The 16,548-nt window shown below is 73.6% G+C and carries 16 protein-coding genes, 4 tRNA genes and 1 pseudogene; 14 read left to right on the forward strand and 7 right to left on the reverse strand.

The window, feature by feature from the left end:
* Positions 1-6 precede the first annotated feature (6 nt).
* Positions 7-246 (reverse strand): DUF397 domain-containing protein, encoded by a 240-nt coding sequence (locus tag ACFYS8_RS24675; protein ID WP_387644348.1) that lies wholly within the window; start codon positions 244-246, stop codon positions 7-9.
* A gap of 358 nt (positions 247-604) precedes the next feature.
* On the opposite strand from ACFYS8_RS24675, the gene ACFYS8_RS24680 reads away from it, so the two are divergent.
* The gene (locus tag ACFYS8_RS24680) at positions 605-1,006 is read left to right on the forward strand and encodes a YccF domain-containing protein (RefSeq protein ID WP_387644351.1); all 402 of its coding nucleotides are present in this window, start codon (positions 605-607) and stop codon (positions 1,004-1,006) included.
* A gap of 77 nt (positions 1,007-1,083) precedes the next feature.
* Positions 1,084-1,854, forward strand: coding sequence for a phosphotransferase (locus ACFYS8_RS24685; protein ID WP_387644354.1), 771 nt, complete (start codon positions 1,084-1,086; stop codon positions 1,852-1,854).
* Here the strand turns inward: ACFYS8_RS24685 and mug are convergent.
* Positions 1,840-2,412, reverse strand: a complete 573-nt coding sequence (gene mug, locus ACFYS8_RS24690) for a G/U mismatch-specific DNA glycosylase (RefSeq protein WP_387644356.1) — start codon at positions 2,410-2,412, stop codon at positions 1,840-1,842. The two genes, ACFYS8_RS24685 and mug, sit on opposite strands and share 15 nt — an antisense overlap.
* 127 nt (positions 2,413-2,539) lie before the next feature.
* Between mug and ACFYS8_RS24695 the strand changes: the two genes are divergently transcribed.
* Together ACFYS8_RS24695 and ACFYS8_RS24700 are read left to right on the forward strand one after the other, a co-directional pair.
* Positions 2,540-2,995 (forward strand): hypothetical protein, encoded by a 456-nt coding sequence (locus ACFYS8_RS24695; RefSeq protein WP_387644359.1) that lies wholly within the window; start codon positions 2,540-2,542, stop codon positions 2,993-2,995.
* A 103-nt stretch (positions 2,996-3,098) separates the two neighbouring features.
* Positions 3,099-6,302, forward strand: a complete 3,204-nt coding sequence (locus tag ACFYS8_RS24700; protein WP_387644362.1) for a BTAD domain-containing putative transcriptional regulator — start codon at positions 3,099-3,101, stop codon at positions 6,300-6,302.
* Between the two features lie 86 nt (positions 6,303-6,388).
* Here ACFYS8_RS24700 and ACFYS8_RS24705 read toward each other — a convergent pair whose 3' ends face one another.
* Together ACFYS8_RS24705 and ACFYS8_RS24710 are read right to left on the reverse strand one after the other, a co-directional pair.
* Entirely contained in the window at positions 6,389-7,930 is a 1,542-nt protein-coding gene (locus ACFYS8_RS24705; protein WP_387644365.1) for an alpha/beta hydrolase, read from the reverse strand.
* Between the two features lie 246 nt (positions 7,931-8,176).
* Positions 8,177-8,665 (reverse strand): YajQ family cyclic di-GMP-binding protein, encoded by a 489-nt coding sequence (locus ACFYS8_RS24710; protein ID WP_387644368.1) that lies wholly within the window; start codon positions 8,663-8,665, stop codon positions 8,177-8,179.
* Between the two features lie 215 nt (positions 8,666-8,880).
* On the opposite strand from ACFYS8_RS24710, the gene ACFYS8_RS24715 reads away from it, so the two are divergent.
* Together ACFYS8_RS24715 and ACFYS8_RS24720 are read left to right on the forward strand one after the other, a co-directional pair.
* A tRNA-Tyr gene (locus ACFYS8_RS24715) sits at positions 8,881-8,961 on the forward strand.
* Between the two features lie 92 nt (positions 8,962-9,053).
* Positions 9,054-9,239 carry a hypothetical protein gene (locus tag ACFYS8_RS24720; protein ID WP_387644371.1) on the forward strand — a complete coding sequence of 62 codons (186 nt, stop codon included), beginning with the start codon at positions 9,054-9,056 and terminating at the stop codon, positions 9,237-9,239.
* On the opposite strand, the gene ACFYS8_RS24725 is transcribed toward ACFYS8_RS24720, so the two are convergent.
* On the reverse strand, positions 9,236-10,489 hold the full coding sequence (locus ACFYS8_RS24725; protein WP_387644374.1) for a hydrolase: 1,254 nt from the start codon (positions 10,487-10,489) through the stop codon (positions 9,236-9,238). The genes ACFYS8_RS24720 and ACFYS8_RS24725 overlap by 4 nt on opposite strands.
* A 305-nt stretch (positions 10,490-10,794) precedes the next feature.
* Between ACFYS8_RS24725 and ACFYS8_RS24730 the strand changes: the two genes are divergently transcribed.
* The 7 genes and pseudogenes from ACFYS8_RS24730 (at position 10,795) to ACFYS8_RS24760 (ending at position 13,704) form a co-directional block, all read left to right on the forward strand.
* Positions 10,795-10,867, forward strand: a tRNA-Thr gene (locus ACFYS8_RS24730).
* Between the two features lie 42 nt (positions 10,868-10,909).
* Positions 10,910-10,982: transfer RNA gene (locus tag ACFYS8_RS24735), tRNA-Met, on the forward strand.
* An 84-nt stretch (positions 10,983-11,066) separates the two neighbouring features.
* Positions 11,067-11,231 (forward strand): 50S ribosomal protein L33, encoded by a 165-nt coding sequence (rpmG, locus tag ACFYS8_RS24740; RefSeq protein WP_006604855.1) that lies wholly within the window; start codon positions 11,067-11,069, stop codon positions 11,229-11,231.
* Between the two features lie 110 nt (positions 11,232-11,341).
* A complete protein-coding gene (locus tag ACFYS8_RS24745) occupies positions 11,342-11,803 on the forward strand; it encodes a MaoC family dehydratase N-terminal domain-containing protein (RefSeq protein ID WP_387644376.1) in 462 nt (153 codons plus the stop codon).
* Positions 11,800-12,228 (forward strand): MaoC family dehydratase, encoded by a 429-nt coding sequence (locus ACFYS8_RS24750; RefSeq protein ID WP_387644379.1) that lies wholly within the window; start codon positions 11,800-11,802, stop codon positions 12,226-12,228. The genes ACFYS8_RS24745 and ACFYS8_RS24750 overlap by 4 nt, the downstream gene beginning before the upstream one ends.
* A gap of 45 nt (positions 12,229-12,273) precedes the next feature.
* Positions 12,274-12,630, forward strand: a pseudogene (locus tag ACFYS8_RS24755) (MFS transporter); the annotation flags it as partial.
* Positions 12,631-12,663: 33 nt separating this feature from the next.
* Positions 12,664-13,704: a UDP-N-acetylmuramate dehydrogenase gene (locus ACFYS8_RS24760; protein WP_387644381.1), complete on the forward strand. Its 1,041-nt coding sequence runs from the start codon at positions 12,664-12,666 to the stop codon at positions 13,702-13,704.
* On the opposite strand, the gene ACFYS8_RS24765 is transcribed toward ACFYS8_RS24760, so the two are convergent.
* Entirely contained in the window at positions 13,701-14,756 is a 1,056-nt protein-coding gene (locus tag ACFYS8_RS24765; protein ID WP_387644383.1) for an adenosine deaminase, read from the reverse strand. The two genes, ACFYS8_RS24760 and ACFYS8_RS24765, sit on opposite strands and share 4 nt — an antisense overlap.
* A 96-nt stretch (positions 14,757-14,852) precedes the next feature.
* Complete coding sequence (locus ACFYS8_RS24770; protein WP_387644386.1) at positions 14,853-16,091, reverse strand: pyridoxal phosphate-dependent aminotransferase; 1,239 nt, start codon at positions 16,089-16,091, stop codon at positions 14,853-14,855.
* Positions 16,092-16,372: 281 nt separating this feature from the next.
* Here ACFYS8_RS24770 and ACFYS8_RS24775 point away from each other — a divergent pair.
* Positions 16,373-16,445: transfer RNA gene (locus ACFYS8_RS24775), tRNA-Trp, on the forward strand.
* The last annotated feature ends 103 nt before the right edge of the window (positions 16,446-16,548 follow it).

Genomic DNA, 16,548 nt, shown 5'->3' on the forward strand with positions numbered 1-16,548 from the left:
GTGCGATTAGATGGCCATGTGATCGAATTCGCCGTTGCGTGCCCCATCAAGGTATGCGGCGATCTCGTGGACGCTGAAGATCAGCGCCGGTCCCGACGGGTCCAGGCTGTGCCGGACGGCCACCCGGCCGTCGTCCATCTTGCGCATCTCCACGCACTGGCCGACGTTCGAGCTGCGCCTGGCCTTGACCCAGGGCGCCGCTGCCTCGATCAGGTCTGCCGCCATGCCGCTGGTGTACTCGCTCATACCAAGCACCTCCTGTTGATGGGGCCGCCGTCGGAGCCCCCGGCTGTCCGGCCGGGGGCTCCGGTGAGCGGCCTGCGCAATCCCGCGCGAAATTGCGCGGCTCGGGCGAAAGAAATGATTCACGCCGGGTGGCGCGGCGCGCCATTCCCTGATGGGGTGAATTGTGGCGAGATCTGAACACTTGTTATCAGAGCCTGATCGAATCAGCTGCGCAATGCCGGGGGTAGTCGGTCGAACAGCGACCGAAAGCGGGAAACGGTGGACATTGGCCGCAGACGGGCGGCCGCATCGTCACACCCCTGCCACAACGGCGCCGCACCGGCTCCCCAGTCGGGCCAGGGCGTGGCACGCTGGAGGCATGAAGCTGATCAACTTCCTGCTCAACGTCATCTGGCTGCTGTTCTGCGGCCTGTGGATGGCGATCGGGTACGCCCTCGCCGGGGTCATCTGCTTCGTCCTGATCGTCACCATCCCGTTCGGCATCGCGTCCTTCCGGCTGGCCGGCTTCATGCTGTGGCCGTTCGGCCGGACCACCGTGGTGCGGCCCGACGTCGGCGCGCCGTCCTGCGTGGGGAACGTGATCTGGCTGGTGTTCGCCGGGTGGTGGCTGGCGCTCGGTCACATCGTCACCTCGATCCCGCTGTTCCTGTCGGTCATCGGCATCCCGTTCGGCTGGGCGAACCTCAAGATGGTGCCGATCTCGCTCACCCCGCTCGGCCGCGAGGTGGTCAGCTCCGACCACGGGTTCGGCGCGCGCTGACCGGAAATGCGGTTGGCGGCCGCCCGGGGCCGGGGTAGAAACGTCCGGTCCTTGACGGCTGACGGAGGAGCGGGCGCGTGGCGGACAGCGAGATCCTGGCCGGTGGCGTCAACCAGGTGGAGCGGATCGGGGAGCGGGTGCTGCGGCCGACCGGGCCGTGGTCGCCGGCCGTGCACGGGCTGCTCGGGCACCTGCGGGCGAACGGGTTCACCGCGGCGCCCCGGTTCCACGGGCTGACGGCGGACGGGCGGGAGATCCTCGACTTCCTGCCCGGCGAGGTCTCCGACTATCCGGCCACACCCGCCGCCGCCTCCCGCACCGCGCTGCTCACCGCGGCCCGGGTGCTGCGCGCCTACCACGACGCCACCGCCGGCTACGCGGCCGACGGCTGGATGCTGCCCGCCCGCGAGCCCGCCGAGGTGATCTGCCACGGCGACTACGCCCCGCACAACTGCGTGCTGGGCGGCGAACGGGTGGTCGGCGTCATCGACTTCGACACCGCGCATCCCGGCCCCCGGCTGTGGGACGTCGCGTACGCGGTCTACCGCTGGGCCCCCACCACCGCGCCCGGGAACGCCGACGGTTTCGGCACGCCCGACGAACAGGCCGCCCGGGCCCGGGAGTTCTGCGACGCGTACGGGCTGGACGCGGCCGGGCGGGCTGGGCTGGTGGACGCCGTCGAGGCCCGGCTGCACGCGCTGGTCGGCCACATGCGGGCCGAGGCCGCCGCCGGCAGCGCCGCGTTCGCCTCGCACCTGGCCGACGGGCACCACCTGATGTACCTGTCGGACGCCGCGTACGTGGTGCGTGAACGCGAGCGCTTCGAGCGGGCGCTACTGGGCGGTTGACGCCTCCAGGTGCTCGCGCAGGGTGCGGAACTCGGCGGCGATCCCGTCCAGCGTGTAGTGCGCGTTCAGCCCGCTCGGGTTCGGCAGCAGCCAGACCTCGGTGTCGCCGATGGTCTCCGGCTGCCGGCCGACCGCCGCCTTCGGCCGTCCGAACGCGGCGCGGTACGCGCCGATGCCGAGCACCGCCAGCGCGCGCGGCCGCAGGCGGAGCACCCGGGCGGCCAGCGCCTCGCCGCCCGCCCGGTACTCCTCGGGGGTCAGTTCGGCGGCCTTCGCGGTGGTCCGGGCCACCACGTTGGTGATGCCCAGCCCGAGCGCGAGCAGTTCGTCCTGTTCCTCGGGCCCCAACTGCCGCGGGGTGAAGCCGGACCGGTGCAGGGCCGGCCAGAAACGGTTGCCGGGGCGGGCGAAGTGGTGGCCGGTGGCGCCCGACCACAGGCCCGGGTTGATGCCGCAGAACAGCACCCTCAGGCCGGGCGCGGCGACGTCGGGGATGGTGGTGTCCTGGGCGGCGGCGAGCTGTTCGGCGGTCGGGCGGGGCGGGGGAGTGCGGGTCACCCGGACCACTCTGCCGCACCCCGTCGGCGGGTGGGGGTACTTGATCGGTGCATGTCCGGTATATCCGATGGATAGCCAGTTCGATTGTTTTCCAGACCTGATGACTTTTCGGGCGGAGAATGGGGAGGTGCCATACGAACTGAACGCCCTGATCGCCACCGATGAGCTGATCACCGTCGTGGCGGCCGAGCTCCCGATCGCGCGGGTCGCCCGCCTGCCCCACGGGCTGGCGCTCATCCCGATGACGGACGAACTCCACCACGCGCTCCAGCAGCCGTCCACCGCGCCCGACTACGACTTCAAGCGATTCCCCTCCGGATTCGCGATGCGGATCGCGGGCTGGTCCAAGGCCGCGCCGATCGCCTTCGCCGAGATCGACGCCGAACACCCCACCGGCCGGCGCGCCGCCCTCTGGTACGACGGCCGCATCACCCTCGGCCCGCTCACCCCCGCCGACGGCGCCCCGCTCGCCCGCATCCTCCACGACCTCGGCGCACCCGCCACCGGCCTGCGGGAGCTCGCCGACGCCCTCGACGCCCTCTGCCGCGCCACGCCCGAGAACCCCGCCCCGCCCGGGAACTGACCCGGCGTCCGACCCCTGCCCCGCCGTGCGGCGCCCGACCGGACGGCGCGAGAATGATCACCGGCGATCGGACGGACGGGGAGCTGGCAAGGTGCGGATCAACGTGCTGGGACCGCTCCACGTGGTGCCCGACGACGGGCCGGCGCCGGGACTCGGCGGAACCCGGCTGCGGCTGCTGCTGATCCGGCTGTCCCTCGACCCCGGGCGGGTGGTCACCCGCGAACGGCTGGTCGACGACCTCTGGGGCGACACCCCGCCCGACGAACCGGCCGGCGCCGTGCAGTCACTGGTCTCCCGGCTGCGCCGCACCCTCGGCCCGGACCGCACCGCCATCGGCTCGCACCCCGCCGGATACCTGCTCGACCTGCCCCGCGGCCACGTCGACGCCTGGGACTTCGAACAGCGCGCCGCCACCGGTCGGGCCGCCCTCGCCGCAGGCGAACCCGCCCGCGCCGCCGACGAGTTGAGCCGCGCCCTGGAACTCTGGCGCGGCGCACCGTTCGCCGACGCCGAAGCCGCCGGATTCGCCGCCGCCCCCGCCGCCCGGCTCACCGAACTGCGGCTCGCCGCCACCGAGGACCGCGCCGACGCCCTGCTCGCCCTCGGCCGGGCCGACACCCTGCCCCGGCTGGTCGCCGAACTCACCGCGCAGCGCGTCGCCCACCCGCTGCGCGAACGGACCGCCGCCCGGCTGATCCGCGCCCTGCACGCCAACGGTCAGGGCGCCGACGCGCTGGAGGTGTTCGACCGCACCCGGCAGGCGCTGGCCGAAGAGCTCGGCACCGACCCGTCCGACGAACTGCGCGACGCCCACCTGCACGTCCTGGCAGGCACCCGGCCGCCCGCTCCGCGCCCCGCCCCGGCGGGCCGCCCCGCGCTGCCCGGCCCGCTCACCGCGCTGATCGGCCGCGACGCCGACCTGGCGGCCGTCCGGGACCGGCTGCGCCGCTCCCGCCTGGTGACCCTCACCGGACCGGGCGGCGTCGGCAAGACCCGCCTCGCCCTCGCCGTCGCCACGGGGGTCGCGCCGGACGTCCGGCTCGCCGAACTCGCCGGCGCCGAAGGCCCCGACGGGCCCGCCCGGGCCGTACTGGCCGCGCTGCGCCCCGCCGACGCCGGGGCGCTCACCGGCGGCCTCCCCACCGGCGAGCAGCCCGGCGACCCGCTGGAACGGATCGTCCGCGCGCTGGACGGCCGCGACGTCCTGCTCGTCCTCGACAACTGCGAACACCTGATCGCGGACGCCGCCCACCTCGCCCACCGCCTGCTGGCGGCCGCCCCCCGGCTCACCGTGCTCGCCACCAGCCGCGAACCCCTCGGCGTCCCCGGCGAGACACTCTGGCCGGTGCCGCCGCTCGCCGTCCCCGAACCCGGCAGCACCCCGGAGCAGGCCCTCGCCCACCCCGCCGTCGCCCTGTTCGCCGAACGAGCGGCCGCCGCCCGGCCCGGATTCGCCCTCGACCAGGACACCGTCGAACCGGTGGTCCGGATCTGCCGGGAACTCGACGGCCTCCCGCTGGCCCTCGAACTCGCCGCCGCCCGGCTCCGCGCCCTCACCCCCGACCGGATCGCGGCCCGCCTGCACGACCGCCTCCGCCTGCTCGACCGCGGCCCGCGCACCGCCCCCGATCGGCACCGCACCCTGCGCGCCGTCATCGACTGGAGCTGGGACCTGCTCGACCCCGACGAACGCGTCCTGCTGCGCCGGCTCTCCGTCTTCGCCGCCGGAGCCGTCCTCCGCGACGCCCACACCGTCTGCGCCGCGCACTGGCCCACCGGACCGGACCCCGACCCCACTGCCGTCGAGGACCTGCTGACCGCACTCGCCGACAAGTCCCTGCTGGTGAGCGCCGGTTCGGAGACCGGGCCGCCGCGCTACCGCCTGCTGGAGACCGTCCGCGCCTACGCCGCCGAACGTCTCGCCGAGGCCGGCGAACACGACCGCACCGCCGCCGCCCACCTGCGCTGCTTCCTCGACCTCGCCGAACACGCCGAACCCCTGCTGCGGACCGACCGCCAACTCGACCGACTCGCCCGGCTCGACACCGAACAGGACAACCTCGACGCCGCACTCCGCCGCGCCGTCGCCGCCGGCCCGCCCGACCACGCCCTCCGGCTGGCGGCCGCCCGCGCCTGGCCCTGGCTGATGCGCGGCCGCGCCCACGAAGCCGGCGAACGGACCGTGGCCGTACTCGCCGCCCACGGCGCAACGCCGCCGCCCGGCCTGGAACAGCAGCACGCCCGGTGCGTGATCCTCGCCCAACTCACTGCCCCGCTAAGGGAATCCGGGACGCCTCCGGCGCCCGAGGCCTTCGGTGCGGCACTCGCCACCGCCCGGCACGCCGACCACCCCGTCGCCCTCGTCGCTGCCCTGCTGCACGCCCTTGCCGGGCCGCCGGACGCGCTCGCCGCAACCGCGCGGGAGTACCGCGAACACCCCGACGCGTGGACCCGGTCCACCGCCCAACTGGTGCTCGGACGCGTCGAGTTGAGCGCCGGCCGGATCGACCCCGCCGAGGCCTGCCTGCGCACCGCCGTCGACGGTTTCCGCACCCTCGGCGACCGCTGGGGCCACGCCATGGCCCTGGTCACGCTGGCCGCGCTGCTGGCGGTCACCGGCGCCGCCGAAGAAGCGCTCGGCGCACTCGACGAAGCCGCAGTCCTGGACGCCGAGACCGGCGGCCCCGGCGAAGCGCCACTGACCCTGCTGCTGTCCGGCCGCCTCCGCGCCCGCAACGGCGACCCCACCGCCGCCCGGGCCGACCTGGAACGCGCCCGCGCCGCCGCCGAACACGCCCGCGACCCGCACCTGGCAGCCGCCGCCCACTACGCACTCGGCGAACTCGCCCGCCGCACCGGCGACTTGACCACCGCCCTGACCACCCAACGAGCCACCCTGCACCGACTCGAACAACTCCCCGCGACCGGCCCCACCCACCTCCACCTGCTCGCCCTCCTGCACACCAGCCTGGCCCGCACCCACCAGCGCCTCGCCGACCCGGCCACCGCCGCCCTCATGCACCGGCGCGCACTCGAACTCGCCACCACCAGCCAGGACCGCCCCGTCCGCGCCGATGTCCTGGAAGGCTGCGCCGAACACCACCTCGCCCTCGCCGCCCCCACCCGCGCCACCACCACCCTCGCCGCCGCCTACGCCCTCCGCGGCGGCCACGACGCCGGCGACCCCGAACTCCGCACCGTCCTGGACGCCTGCGCCACCGCCCTCGGGGACACCGCCTTCCGGGCCGCCTGGGACGCCGGGCTGAACCTCACCGACCCCGAGGCGGCGGCGCTGGACGGCGACTGAGGGCGGGACGAGAGGGGCGGCCCGGCTCGGAGCGGGGCCGCCCCTCTCGTCCCGCCCTCGCCGGCCTCACTTGGGCCGACGGCCGCTCAGCCCTGCTCGAACGGCCCCCGGTTCGGCGCGCACACCGTCCCCGCCGCCGGCAGGGTGCCGTCGACCAGGTAGCGGGCCTCGTGCCGGGCCGCGCAGTCGCTCGGGTTGGCCAGCACGGTGTGGCCGAAGCCGTTCACCGTCAGCAGGGTGGCCCGGTCGAGCGAGCGGGCCAGTGCGCGCGAACCCTCGTACGGCATCGCGGGGTCGCCGGTGTTCGCCACCACCAGGACCGGCCGGGCCGTCCGACGGTTCCACGGGCCGTCGTACCGGTCGCGGTCCGGGGCAGGCCAGCCGGTGCAGCGCTCGTCCGTCCAGGCGAACCACGGGCCGAGCGCACCCGACCTGGCCCGGGCCAGCGCCGCCGTCCTCGCCGGGTCGGCGGTGGCCGACGGGGCGGCGCTGTCCGCGCACACCACCGCCAGCGCCTGGTCCGGCGACGGGTGGACAGCGGGCGGCAGCGGCCCGGTGGGCGCGTCGGTCGCCGCCCACAGCGCCTGGAGCTTCGTGCCGAGCTGCGCCCAGCCGGTGCCGGGGATGCCGGGGACGGGCGCCGCAGCGTACAAGTGGATGATCGTCGTCTCCACCGCCACGGCCTCGGTGAACGTGGTGTCGCCGAGCACCGCCGGCCGGGCGCGCAGTCGGGTCAGCAGTTCGTCGTACCGGGCCCGGGTGGCGGCGGCCGTCCCGGCGGAGAACGCGCACCCGGCGGGGCCGGCCTGGCCGCAGTCGTCGAGGAAGGCGTCCAGCACCCGGGCGGCGGCGACGTCGCTGCGATTGCGCAGCAGCGGACCCATGGTGGCGGCCTGCCCGTCGCGCCCGGTGGACCAGGCCACCGGGTCGGGGCCGCTGTCCAGCACCATGGCGCGCACCCGGTCGGGGAACAGGTTGGCGTACGTGGCACCCAGGTAGCTGCCGTACGAGGTGCCCAGGTAGCTGAGGTCCCGGTCACCCACGGCCCGGCGGAGCAGGTCCAGGTCCCGGGCGGTGTTCGCGGTCGACAGGTGCGACACCAGAGGCCGGGACGCGCACTGCCGGCCCAGCTGCCGGTACGCGTCCACCCAGGCCCGCTGCTGCTCGGGGCCCTCCGGGTAGCCGACGGCGGTGCCGGCCAGCAGCGCCTGCTCGTCCGCCGGGTTGTCGAAGCACTGGACGGGCGCGCTGCCGCCGCTGCCGCGCGGGTCGAAGCTGACGATGTCGAAGCGCTCCCGCACCTCCTCCGGGAACCGGTCGAGCACCAGCGGCAGCGCCATCGTGCCGGGCACGGCCGGTCCGCCCGGGTTGTAGAACAGCGACCCGATCCGGTGTGCCGGATCGCCCGCCGGATGCCGGATGACGGCCAGGTCGAGCCCGGCCCCGCGCGGATCCCGGTAGTCCACCGGCACCCGGGCGGTCGCGCACTCGAAACCCTCCGCGCACGCCGCCCACGCCAACCGCGGCACCGTCGCCGCCACCGCCTCGGCCGGAGCCGTCGCCCCCAACAGCGCGGCCACCGCGGCCCCCGCCCCCAACCGCCACGCAACACGCCCACGACGAGCCATCCGAACGTCCTCCCTCCACCGACCGGCCGGTCGCCCACGCCCCTCGGTCGCAGCATCCCGCCCAGCACCCGGAACACTCCCGCACCCCGCTGCCGAACCACTGGCAGATCGCTGGCACGCCCGCCCGCCCAGCCGAGCCGGACCGCGGCAATCCGGTCCCGGGGCAGATCGGCCCCGGAACGCCGAAGGGCGCACCGTTCCCGGTGCGCCCTCCCGTGCCGGAGTGCCGGCCCTACCGCCGTTGCGTCAGCGGTAGTTGACGAACTGCAGCGCGAACTCCAGGTCCTTGCCCTTCAGCAGGGTCTGCACGGCCTGCAGGTCGTCGCGCGACTTCGAGGTGACCCGCAGCTCGTCGCCCTGGACCTGGGCCTTGACGCCCTTGGGGCCCTCGTCGCGGATGATCTTCGCCACCTTCTTGGCATCCTCGGTGGTGATGCCCTCCTTGATGTCGGCGAAGATCTTGTACTCCTTGCCGGACAGGTGCGGCTCCGCCGCGTCCAGCGCCTTCAGCGACAGTCCGCGCTTCACGAACTTGGTCTGCAGCACGTCCAGGATCGCCCGGACCCGCTCCTCGCCGTTGGCCTTCATCTCGATCTTCTCGCCGGTCCGCTTGATCTCGGCGCCCACGTTCTTGAAGTCGAAGCGGGTGGCGATCTCGCGGGAGGTCTGGTTGATCGCGTTGTCGACCTCCTGCCACTCGACCTTCGAGACGATGTCGAAACTGGAGTCGGCCATGGGTGTTGGTCTCCTTGAACTACTGGCTGCACGGTCTGCGCCACCCGCCACTGGCGGGCGACGCCCCAGCCTATCCAGCCCCCCGCGCGCCCGCCCGCAACAGCTCGCGTCCTGACCTTGATCATCATGTGACGAAACGAGTGGCAGACCACCCCCCAACATCGGGTATCGTTTACGACGTCGAACGGGGCAGTGCTCCGCGAGACACCATCCCTGGCTGGTTGCCCGAGCGGCCAAAGGGAGCAGACTGTAAATCTGTCGCGCAAGCTACGCAGGTTCGAACCCTGCACCAGCCACTGGATAGTGAAACAGCCCCCGATCTGCGGAAACGCAGGCCGGGGGCTGTTTCGTTGGCGGGGGTGGGGCCGGGCCCGGGAGCATGGGCGGCATGGAATTTCTTGAGTACCGGCCGGTCACGCCGCGGATGCTGTTGGTCCGGCGGATCGGCTGGTTCTGGTTGGAGCGCCCGGTGTTCATCCCGGCGGGCTGCAAGTTCTGGACGAAGCCGGATGCCCTGGTGGTCGAGCATCCGTCGGGGGAGCAGCGGCGGTATCCGGGGTACGTCCTCCGTTAGCCCGGGTGGTTCTGGCGGGGCAGGGCGAGGGCCACGGTGTCGGCGAACTCGCGGACGGCGCTGGTGCGGGAGACCACCCGGCCGCAGTGGACGACCAGGCGGGAGTGGCCGCCGGCGAAGGCGCCGACCAGGCTGTCGCCGCGGACGGCGAGGAGTTCGGCGGGGAAGCCGGCGTCGACCCGGACGGGGAGCAGGCCGAGGGTGGCGCGGGCCTGAGTGGAGACGGCGTCGTAGGCGGCTTCGGGGGAGAGTGCGCCGCCCGCGGCGAGGAGTCGGGCGGTTTCGAGCGGGTCGGCCCGGCCGACGGGGTTGGCGGCGTCGCGCAGGCTGCCGGCGCCGGCAGTGAGGGCGACCCGGGCGTGGGCCAATTCGCGCAGCAGGGAGGGGTGCAGGCCGGTCGGGGGGGCTTCGAGGCCGGTGCAGCCGCCGTTCTGCGGGAGGCAGGCGACCCGCATGCCGGAGTTGGCGAGCACGGTGGAGCCGCCGGGTGGCAGCGCGCTGCACGGGCCGAGGGTGACCCGGGGCCGGTGCGGGGCCAGGGCGGCGACGAGGCGGGCGAGCTGGGTGCGGTCGGCGGCGTCGGTGTGCAGGTCGACGGGGCAGTCGGCCTCGGTGGCGGCGGACAGCAGGACCTGGACGTAGCCGATCGGGTCGGGGTCGAGGTCGGGGCAGCCGCCGGCCGCGTCCGCGCCGAGTTTGAGCGCCTCGCGCAGTTGGGCCCGGCCGTCGGCGCCGGCCAGGCCGGTGAGCAGCCGGGGCATGGCGACGGCCTGGAGTTCGGCGAGTCCGCGCAGTGACTGCCGGGCGGTGAGGACGGCCTCCAGCCGTCCGAGTCCGTGCACGTCGCCGATCCGGACGTGGGTGCGCTGGGCGGTGGCCCCGTAGCCGAGCGAGGTGAGTGCGGCCTCGGTGACGCGGCGGACCAGGTCGGCGGGCGCGTCCGGGGGAGGGGCGGGCAGGGCGGCGGAGAACGCGTCGTCGTAGTGGCTGTGCGGTTCGGCGGGGGCGGGCAGCAGCAGGTAGCCGGAGAGGTCGATGCGGGCGCCGGTGGTGACGGTGGGCCGGCCGGGCATCGCGGGCAGCGGTCCGAGGCTGCCGACGGTGCCGACGGCCTGGATCCGGTCCCCGCTGATCCGGACGTCCACCACCCGCCCGTCGATCAGCCGGGCCCCGGTGAGCAGCAGTACCGGCCCGTGTCCGAGCGGGTTGGCGGCCGGCGGCGGCTGGGCGCCCTCGCTGCGTTCGCTCATCGGCCCGCTCCTCCAGTCCGGTTGACCGCCCGGCGGCCCGGGGGCCCGGTTGCGGGGCCGGTCTGCGGCGCACCCGCGAGAGGTCACTGACGGTCGAGCCTAGGCGGCGCCCGGCCGGGACGCTCGGATGCGGGCCGCCGCCCGTGTCGTGGGAGGGGGCGGTCGCGGAGGGCCGGTTCCGGTTGCGGCGGGCTCGAACGGGTGTCGGGCGACGGGCCGTCAGTGCGGCCCCTTCGACCTGCGGAGATCGGCTGCGGATACGGATTTCACCTCTGGCCCGGAACCGTGTAATCTCTTCCTCGTTCGCCCCTATAGCTCAGTCGGTAGAGCGTCTCCATGGTAAGGAGAAGGTCTGCGGTTCGATTCCGCATGGGGGCTCTGGTGAAAGGCTCCTCGCCTCGGTGAGGTTTCGTTCATCAAAGCGGTGTAGCTCAGTTGGTAGAGCAAGCGGCTCATAATCGCTGTGTCACCGGTTCAAGTCCGGTCACCGCTACCCCGCGTAGTCGATCGGGGGGTTCAACTCCCGATCGGCTACTCTTGTCTGTGTTCTTATTCGTTGTCCCAGGAAGGCACTCCCGTGGCTGCCACTGACGTCCGCCCGAAGATCACGCTGGCCTGCGTGGAGTGCAAGGAGCGGAACTACATCACCAAGAAGAACCGGCGCAACGACCCGGACCGTCTTGAGATGAAGAAGCACTGCCCGCGTTGCAACTCGCACACGGCGCACCGCGAGACCCGCTGACTTTGCCTCGACTCCAGGCCGCACCCCGTTACGGGGCGCGGCCTGGAGTCATTTCTGCATAGCGAACCTGACGGCCTGACCGCCCTGACGGACCACCAGAGGAGTTGCCCATGCCGCTCGACCCCTCGTTCATCGGGCGGACCTACCCGCCCACCCCGCCGTACGAGCTCGGCCGGGAGAAGATCCGCGAGTTCGCCGCCGCGATCGGCGACGCGAACCCGGCGTACACGGACGCCGAGGCGGCCAAGTCGCTCGGCCATCCGGACGTGATCGCCCCGCCGACCTTCCCGTTCATGCTGTCCTTCCAGGCCGCGGCGCAGGTGGTGAACGACCCGGAGCTGGGTCTGGACTACAGCCGGGTGGTGCACGGCGACCAGAAGTTCGTGTACTCCCGCCCGGCCCGGGCCGGTGACCGGCTCTCGGTGACGATCTCCATCGACGCGATCAAGTCGCTGGCGGGCAACGACGTGCTGACGGTCCGCGGCGAGGTGCACGACGCCAGTGGCGAGCACGTGGTGACGTCGATCATGACGCTGGTGGCCCGTGCCGCCGACGAAGCCGGGGAGGAGTGACCGTGGCGGTCCGCTTTGACGAGGTCCAGGTCGGCACCGAGCTGCCGGCCCAGTCGTTCCCGGTGACCCGGGCCACGCTGGTCCAGTACGCGGGGGCGTCGGGGGACTTCAACCCGATCCACTGGAACGAGAAGTTCGCCCGCGAGGTCGGCCTGCCGGACGTGATCGCGCACGGCATGTTCACCATGGCCGAGGCCGTCCGGGTGGTCACCGACTGGGTCGGCGACCCGGCCGCGGTGGTCGAGTACGGCGTCCGCTTCACCAAGCCGGTGGTCGTCCCGAACGACGGCGTGGGCGCGGTGATCGAGGTCACCGGCAAGGTCGCGGTGCTGCTGGACGACAACCGGGTGCGGGTGGACCTGGTGGCGACCAGCGAGGGCCAGAAGGTCCTGGGCATGGCCCGGGCCGTGGTCCGGCTGGGCTGAGGCTCGACCCCCCGGGTGCCGGGGCGCCCGGGGCCTCCGGGCCCCTTGCCTGGGGTCTGCGGCATCGGCATGTCGCTGTACTTCGCGCCCACCGCGGGCCTGGTGATGGCAAGCGTCCGCCCCGCCGAGCAGGGCATCGCCTCCGGCGCCAACAACGCGATGCGCGAGGTCGGCGGGGCGCTCGGGGTGGCCGTGCTGTCCGCCGTGTTCTCCGCGCAGGGCGGCTACGGCAGCGCCGCCGCCTTCACCGACGGCGTGGTCCCCGCGCTGATGGTCGGCGCCGCCGTGGTCGCCGCCGGATCGGTGGCCGCGTCCTTCGTTCCGCGCCGGCACGGCATGCGCGCCGCCGCCCCGGCCGGGGCCGGCGACCTTCCGCCGCTGGCCGCCGCCGGCCGCTCCTGATCCCCTCGGGCGGGTGGCGGTTACGCTGGGGCGGTGATTGAGCAGATGGACGCACCGCTGGCCCCGCTGACGACGCTGCGCCTCGGCGGCCCCGCCCGCCGGCTGGTGACGGCCGAGACGGACGCCGAGGTGGTCGCCGCGGTCCGCGCGGCCGACCGGGCCGGGGAGCCGCTGCTGGTGATCGGTGGCGGCTCCAACCTGGTGATCTCCGACGCCGGCTTCCCCGGCACCGTCCTGCGGATCGCCACCACCGGCTTCACGCTGGACGGCACGCTGCTGGAACTCGCGGCCGGCGAGGTCTGGTCGGACGCGGTGGCCCGCACCGTCGACGCCGGACTGGCCGGCATCGAGTTCCTGGCCGGCATCCCCGGCTCCGCGGGCGCGACCCCGGTGCAGAACGTCGGCGCGTACGGCCAGGAGGTCGCCGAGACCATCACCGAGGTGGTCGCCTACGACCGCCTGCTCGGCGAAACGGTGACGCTGGCGGGCGCCGACTGCGCCTTCTCCTACCGGCACAGCCGCTTCAAGGCCGACCCGGACCGGTACGTGGTGCTGCGGGTCCGCTTCCGGCTCGCCGACGAGGGCGGGCTGTCCTCCCCGGTGAAGTACGCGGAGGTGGCCCGCTCGCTCGGCGTCGAGGCCGGGCAGCGGGTGAAGCTCGCCGAGGCGCACACCGAGGTGCTGCGGCTGCGGGCCGGCAAGGGCATGGTGCTCGACCCCGCCGACCACGACACCTGGTCGGCGGGCTCCTTCTTCACCAACCCGATCCTGACGGACACTCAGTTCGCCGACTTCACCGCCCGATTGGGTGAACTTCGGGCCCCCAACTACCCGGCCGGTGACGGCCGCACCAAGACCTCGGCGGCCTGGCTGATCGACAACGCGGGCTTCCGCAAGGGCCACGGCACCGGCCCGGCCACGCTCTCCACCAAGCACACCCTGGCCCTCACCAACCGCGGCTCGGCCACCACCGAGGACCTGCTCGCACTCGCCCGCGAGGTGCGGGACGGCGTGCGGGCGGCCTTCGGGGTGGACCTGGTCAACGAACCGGTGATGGTCGGCGTCAGCCTCTAGAGCGAAACCGGAACCGCCTCGGCGGGGGCCGGCTCCTCGACCAGCCAGGCGTCGACGTCCGCCAGCAGCTCCTTGGCGATGTGCTCGGGGGCCCGCGACGACCGGATCGACTGCCGGGCCAGCTCGGCCAGTTCGGCGTCGGTGAACTCGTGCGACTCACGGGCCAGGGTGTACTGGTCGGCCAGCCGGGAACCGAACAGCAGCGGGTCGTCGGCGCCCAGCGCCAGCGGCACCCCGGCATCGAACAGGGTGCGCAGTGGGACGTCCTCGGGTCGCTCGTAGACGCCGAGCGCGACGTTCGACGCCGGGCAGACCTCGCAGGTGACCTGCCGGTCGGCGAGCCGCTGCAGCAGCCGCGGGTCCTCGGCGGCCCGCACGCCGTGGCCGATCCGGCCGGCGCCCAGGTCGTCCAGGCAGTCGCGGACCGAACCCGGCCCGGCCAGCTCCCCGCCGTGCGGCGCGGCCAGCAGCCCGCCGCTCCGGGCGATCGCGAACGCGCGGTCGAAGTCCCGTGCCAGGCCCCGCCGTTCGTCGTTCGACAGGCCGAAGCCGATGACGCCCTGGTCGGTGTACCGGACGGCCAGCCGGGCCAGCGTGCGGGCGTCCATCGGCGACTTCATCCGGTTCGCTGCGACCAGCACCCGGATGCCCACCCCGGTGGCCTCGGAGGCCTCCCGGACGGCGTCCAGGATCAGCTCCAGGGTGGGGGTCAGCCCGCCCAGCAGCGGCGCGTACGAGGTCGGGTCGACCTGGATCTCCAGCCAGCGGGAGCCGTCGGCGCGCTCGTCCTCGGCGGTCTCCCGGACCAGCCGGCGGATGTCGGACTCGTCGCGCAGGCAGGAGCGCGCGGTGTCGTACAGGCGCTGGAACCGGAACCAGCCGCGTTCGTCGGTCGCCCGCAGTTTCGGCGGATGGCCCGAACTGAGCGCCTCGGGCAGCCGAACGCCGTGCTTGTCGGCGAGTTCGAGCAGCGTCGCGGGGCGCATCGAACCGGTGAAGTGCAGGTGGAGATGAGCCTTCGGGAGGCTCCGGACATCACGCAGGCGATCCATTCACCGATCCTGCCGCATAACCCGCCGAAACCGGAACCGCCCCCCGCACGTCGCCCGAACGGGTGAGGTGCGAGGGGCGGTCGAAGCCCGGACGGGTCAGGCGCGGGCCTCGGCCAGCAGCTTCTGCATCCGGCTGACGCCCTCGACCAGGTCGGCGTCGCCCAGCGCGTAGGACAGCCGCAGGTAGCCCGGGGTGCCGAAGGCCTCGCCGGGGACGACCGCGACCTCGGCCTCCTCCAGGATCAGCGTGGCCAGCTCGGCGGAGGTCTGCGGGCGCTTGCCGCGGATCTCCTTGCCCAGCAGCGACTTGACCGACGGGTAGGCGTAGAACGCGCCCTCGGGTTCGGGGCAGTACACGCCCTCGATCTCGTTCAGCATCGCCACGATGGTGCGGCGGCGGCGGTCGAACGCGGTCTTCATCTCGTCCACCGCGGACAGGTCGCCGGACACGGCCGCCAGCGCGGCGCGCTGCGCCACGTTGGAGACGTTGGAGGTGGCGTGCGACTGCAGGTTGGAGGCGGCGGCCACCACGTCCTTGGGAGCGATCAGCCAGCCCACCCGCCAGCCGGTCATCGCGTAGGTCTTCGCCACGCCGTTGACCACGATGCACTTGTCGGCCAGCTCGGGCAGCAGGGCCGGCAGCGAGGTGAACTTCGCGTCGCCGTACACCAGGTGCTCGTAGATCTCGTCGGTGAGCACCCACAGGCCGTGCTCCAGCGCCCAGCGGCCGATCGCCTCGGCCTCGGCCTCGGTGTACACCGCGCCGGTCGGGTTGGACGGCGAGACGAACAGCACCACCTTGGTGTTCGCGGTGCGGGCGGCCTCCAGCTGCGCCACCGAGACCTTGTAGCCGGTGGTCTCGTCCGCGACGACCTCGACCGGGGTGCCGCCGGCCAGCTTCACGGCCTCCGGGTAGGTGGTCCAGTACGGGGCCGGGATGATCACCTCGTCGCCCGGGTCGAGGATCGCGGCGAAGGCGTTGTAGATCGCCTGCTTGCCGCCGTTGGTCACCAGCACCTGCGAGGCGTCCACCTGGTAGCCGGAGTCGCGCAGCGTCTTGGCGGCGATCGCGGCCTTCAGCTCCGGCAGGCCGCCGGCCGGGGTGTAGCGGTGGTTGGCCGGGTCCTGGCAGGCAGCGACGGCCGCGTCCACGATGTAGCCGGGGGTCGGGAAGTCGGGCTCGCCGGCGCCGAAGCCGATCACCGGACGGCCGGCCGCCTTGAGGGCCTTGGCCTTGGCGTCGACCGCGAGGGTGGCCGACTCGGCGATGGCGCCGACCCGGGCGGAGACCCGGCGGCTCGCGGGGGGGACGTTCTCGGGGGTGGGTGCGCTCATGTCTTGCATGGTCCCAGACCGCACAGGCCTCGGGCATCGCGGTTCCACCATGCGTACCGGCGCGTTCCAGCATCCGTACGCTGCCGCCGATCGGGTGACGCCGTGAGGCCGACCGGGTGACGCCGCCGCGCGGGCCGCGGTGAATGAGGTTCGACCAATCGGCGAAGAACCCGTACACTCACTGCTCGACGGCTCCCAAGTGCGGATCCTTCGGCCGGGTACACCACACGGCCGGGTGGATACGGTAGGTTGGGGGCCACGACGGAGCCGCAGGGTTCCGAAGGGCACTAGCTCAATTGGTAGAGCACCGGTCTCCAAAACCGGCGGTTGGGGGTTCGAGTCCCTCGTGCCCTGCAGCTCGACTCGTGCCAAGCCCGTTCGCTCCGAAGAGCGAGCGGGCTTGATGCGGAGAAGGCCCCGCCCAGCACTGCTTTCGCCGGATCGCCCGTGCAACAGG

It is taken from the genome of Kitasatospora sp. NPDC004615 (assembly GCF_042873545.1).
GTDB lineage: Bacteria > Actinomycetota > Actinomycetes > Streptomycetales > Streptomycetaceae > Kitasatospora.